The organism is Marinobacter sp. (assembly GCF_035268745.1).
Taxonomy (GTDB): Bacteria; Pseudomonadota; Gammaproteobacteria; order Pseudomonadales; family Oleiphilaceae; genus Marinobacter.
The window spans coordinates 1-4,317 of the sequence record NZ_DATFKH010000159.1 but is presented as its reverse complement, the minus strand read 5'-3'; the positions used below and the strand labels follow the sequence as shown (position 1 = coordinate 4,317).

The window sequence follows — 4,317 nt, the reverse complement described above, 5'->3', positions numbered from 1 at the left end:
CGAATTTGGTGCCAGTACCGCACTGCCGATCTGGCTTGATTACATGGAAGTGGCACTGAAAGATCAACCTTCGTCATTGATGCCCCGCCCGAACGGCATCGTCAACGTCCGTATTGATCCGGATACGGGCAAGCGCGCAAGACCCGGACAAGCAGGCGCAATGTTCGAAATTTTCCGGGAAGAAGAGGCCCCGCCGCCGCTGGATCCCGATAACGACAGCTCCGAGTCGCGCGACAATGGCGGTGACGATGACCTCTCCCGGCAGATTTTCTGACAACGCGGCCTTTCCTTCGCACCATAAAAAAACCGACGGCCTGGGCAGTCGGTTTTTTTATATCCGGAAGTCGCTTAAATAATGTCGTCCATGGACTTCAGCGGATAATGGGCAGGGTACGGATGACGGGCGACGCCGGAATCGACCGCTGCCCGGGCAACTGCCGCCGGAACGACTTCCAGCAAACGCACATCCATGGGTTTGGGAATGATGTATTCGTGACCGAATTCAAAGCTTGCCACGCCATATGCCTCACAGATTTCCTGTGGTACCGGCTCTTTTGCCAGTTCGCGGATAGCGTGAACGGCAGCCACTTTCATCTCTTCATTTATCGCCGTGGCACGAACGTCGAGAGCGCCCCGGAAAATGAAGGGGAAGCCAAGTACGTTATTGACCTGGTTCGGATAGTCAGAGCGGCCTGTTGCCATGATCAGATCATCACGGGTTGCCAGCGCGATTTCCGGACTGATTTCAGGGTCCGGGTTGGAGCAGGCAAAAATGATCGGGTTCGGTGCCATCAGCCTGAGCTGGTCGGCCGTCACCAGGTCCGGGCCGGATAAACCAAGAAACACATCCGCGCCGTTCATTGCATCGTCCAGAGTCCGACGCTCCGTTTCATTGGCAAACATGGCTTTGTACTGGTTGAGATCATCGCGCCCGGAGTGGATAACACCCTTACGATCCAGCATGAAGATGTTGTCGGAGCGGATGCCACAACTGACCAGCAACTTCATGCAGGCGATCGCCGCTGCACCAGCACCCAGGCAGACCACTTTGGCTTCTTCGATTTTCTTGCCCTGAAGCTCCAGCGCGTTAATCATGCCAGCGGTCGTTACAATTGCCGTTCCGTGCTGGTCATCGTGGAAGATCGGAACCCTGCACTTTTCGATCAGCACACGTTCAATTTCAAGGCATTCCGGCGCCTTGATATCTTCCAGGTTGATGCCGCCAAAGGTATCGGCAATGCGCTCAACGGTTTCGATAAACTCCTGAGGACTGTCACAACTGACTTCAATGTCAAACACGTCAATGCCAGCAAAGCACTTGAACAGAACAGCCTTGCCCTCCATAACCGGCTTGCTGGCCAAAGGACCAAGATTGCCCAGCCCCAGAATCGCGCTACCGTCGGAGATCACGGCAACCAGGTTGCCCTTGCCGGTGTATTTGTAGGCGTTTTCCGGGTCTTTGGCGATCTCGCGGACCGGTTCGGCAACACCGGGGCTGTACGCCAGCGACAGGTCGCGGGAAGTCTTGGTGGGCTTGGTGATTTCAACACTCAGCTTACCAGGCCGCGGCCTGGCGTGATATTCAAGGGCTGCTTTTTTCAGATCCTGAGACATTGACTATTCCGTTTTTATCGTTTTTCAGAAGAGGGATCGCTGAGCGCGCCCGGCAGAGCGGCATATTATGGCGCGAGGTCCAGTATCAGCCAAGACCTCACCGGCGCATCCATGACCAGTCAATAAGGTATTTTGCGAACGCTCTGCGACTCCGGACAGACTGACCCTGCCACAAAACTGACCAACAAAAAAAGCGCCCCGGAAGACGCTTTCTCTGATAGCTGTATTTCAGATGCTCATTCAGCTTTCTTGCCGGCGATACGACCGCCAAAGCGCTTCTGGAAGCGATCAATACGACCGCCGGTATCCATCACTTTCTGCTTGCCGGTATAGAACGGATGGCACTGGGAACAGACGTCCAGTTGCAGGTCATGAGTATAGGTGGAGCGTGTCTTGAACGTGTTACCGCAGGAACAGGTCGCGGTAATTTCTTCGTACTTGGGATGAATACCTTCTTTCATGGCGAACCTCGGTCGGTCATGCCGCTACCCGATCGCGGGAACTTTACAGATCCGGGCGTCGGGCACCGCATGTTTGAATCAATTGACAAGACGGGGCACAATCATGCCCTGTCGAAAACAGGCCGTGGATATTACTGAAAATCAGGCCTGCAGGCAAGCCTTTATCGTGGCTGTCAAGTGTTGCAAGCGCCATCCCTTCTCCACCGGAGTCCAACGTGCCCTGTACCGCGCGCATCGCCCTGAACCGCCCTCTGCGACGGCTGTTCGACTATCAGGTTCCGCCAGGGATGGAACTCAACTGCGGCCAGCGGGTCAAGGTGCCATTCGGCCGTGCGACAGTCACTGGTCTGGTGGCCGCACTCGACGCCCAGCCCCCCGCCGGCATCACCCTCAAAACCATCCTTGCCTGCCCCGAAAACTGGCCGGCTCTGCCGCCAGAAACTTTCCAGCTTCTGAGCTGGGCCTCCGCCTACTACCAGCACCCGCTCGGTGAGTGCCTGTTTACCGCGCTACCCCCGGCGCTCAGACGAGGTCAGCCTGCTGAAGAACGAGCGGAGACCTTCTGGAAGGCACTGGCAGGCGGCGACAGCCTGCCGGCCAACGCCGTAAAGCAGAAGGCGCTGCTGCAATGGCTGGGGCATCATCCGACCGGGGCCGCAACCCGGCAGATTATCCAGGCTGGATTTTCCCGCGCCCAGATACGAAGCCTCCGGGACAAGCAACTGATCACCGAGGCTTCCCCGACTCCAGCCCAAGCTGGCGAAATGCCCCTGATCGAAGGGCCACATCTGTCCGCGGCCCAGCTCCAGGCTGCGCGTCAACTCGCCGGCCCGGAGGCGGGATTTACCACAAGCCTGCTGTACGGCATCACCGGCAGTGGTAAAACCGAGCTCTATCTTGACTATCTAAAACGACATCTTGACACTCCTGATCAGGCCTTGGTTCTGGTCCCGGAAATCAACCTGACACCCCAGACGGTTGCCCGCTTCGAGCGCTATTTTGGCCTCCGCGTGGCGGTCTGGCACTCCGGCCTGAACGACTCCCAGAGGCTGAATGCCTGGGTCAGAGTGAGAAATGGCGAGCCCGTTATCCTCATCGGCACCCGCTCGGCGGTATTGCTGCCGTTCACCCGACTGCGAACCATAATCGTTGACGAAGAACACGACAGTTCCTACAAACAGGGTGAAGGATTTCGATATTCCGGGCGGGACACAGCCGTCTATCGTGGTTTCCTTAACAACTGCCCGGTTATTCTGGGCTCAGCCACGCCCTCTCTGGAATCCATTCACAACGCCCGGTCCGGCAAATACAGACTGGTGCGGCTGGAGGAGCGGGCCGGCCAATCCAGCCCCCCCGACATCAGACTGCTCGATATCCGCAGCCGACCGCTGCAGGCCGGTTTTTCACGTCCGGCGCTAGACGCCATTCGAAGAACGCTCGATAGCGGACGGCAAACACTGGTCTATGTTAACCGCCGGGGCTATGCCCCGGTCATGATGTGTTTTGACTGTGGCCACATGGTGGAATGCCCACGCTGTGATACCCGCCTGACATTCCATCGTCGCGACCGGGCCATGCGCTGTCACCACTGCGATTATCAGGTTGCTGCCACGGACACCTGCCCCAAATGCGACAGTAATGCGTTCAGGCCCGTGGGCCAGGGCACCGAGCGAGCGGAAGATTATCTTGCCGAATGCTTCCCGGACACGCCTGTGGTGCGGGTGGACCGGGACAGCACCCAGCGCAAAGGCAGTATCCAGCACATCCTGAAGCAGGTTAACAGCGGCCAACCCTGCATTCTTGTAGGGACCCAGATGCTGGCCAAGGGCCACGACTTTCCGGGCGTGACCCTGGTGGTGGTGATCAATGCCGACGGCGGGCTGTTCAGCGTTGACTTTCGGGCGCCGGAACAGTTGATCCAGACCCTGATTCAGGTCAGCGGAAGATCCGGCCGAGGGGAGCACCCCGGGGAAGTAATGGTCCAGACCTGCCACAGCGACCATCCGTTACTGCAATCGCTGACCCGGGGCCACTATTTGCCGGTTGCCGACCAGCTCCTTGAAGAGCGGCAAACCGGTGCCCTTCCACCTTTTCGCGCCATGGCCATATTCCGTGCCGAAGCCGACAGCATGGAACAGAGCCTGCAGGTTCTCGACCGGATCAAGCCTCTCGCCAGAGGCGACAGGCTGGAGGTCTGGGGACCACTGCCGGCAATGATCGCCCGCCGCGCTGACCGCCACCG

3 protein-coding genes and 1 pseudogene are annotated in these 4,317 nt (G+C 58.3%); 2 read left to right on the top strand and 2 right to left on the bottom strand.

Going from position 1 to position 4,317, the window contains the following annotated elements:
• A pseudogene (locus VJ956_RS11935) lies at positions 1-274 on the top strand (peptidase); the annotation flags it as partial.
• A 74-nt stretch (positions 275-348) separates the two neighbouring features.
• Here VJ956_RS11935 and VJ956_RS11930 read toward each other — a convergent pair.
• Positions 349-1,614 (bottom strand): malic enzyme-like NAD(P)-binding protein, encoded by a 1,266-nt coding sequence (locus VJ956_RS11930; protein WP_324085212.1) that lies wholly within the window; start codon positions 1,612-1,614, stop codon positions 349-351.
• Positions 1,615-1,850: 236 nt separating this feature from the next.
• Complete coding sequence (rpmE, locus tag VJ956_RS11925) at positions 1,851-2,075, bottom strand: 50S ribosomal protein L31 (RefSeq protein ID WP_324085211.1); 225 nt, start codon at positions 2,073-2,075, stop codon at positions 1,851-1,853.
• 215 nt (positions 2,076-2,290) lie between these two features.
• On the opposite strand from rpmE, the gene VJ956_RS11920 reads away from it, so the two are divergent.
• A partial coding sequence (locus VJ956_RS11920; RefSeq protein ID WP_324085209.1) for a primosomal protein N' occupies positions 2,291-4,317 on the top strand: 2,027 nt, incomplete at its 3' end.

Bases quoted from the DNA above. Each gene is read 5' to 3' on its own strand.
- VJ956_RS11930 (WP_324085212.1), bottom strand. From the start codon at position 1,614: ATGTCTCAGGATCTGAAAAAAGCAGCCCTTGAATATCACGCCAGGCCG.
- rpmE (WP_324085211.1), bottom strand. From the start codon at position 2,075: ATGAAAGAAGGTATTCATCCCAAGTACGAAGAAATTACCGCGACCTGT.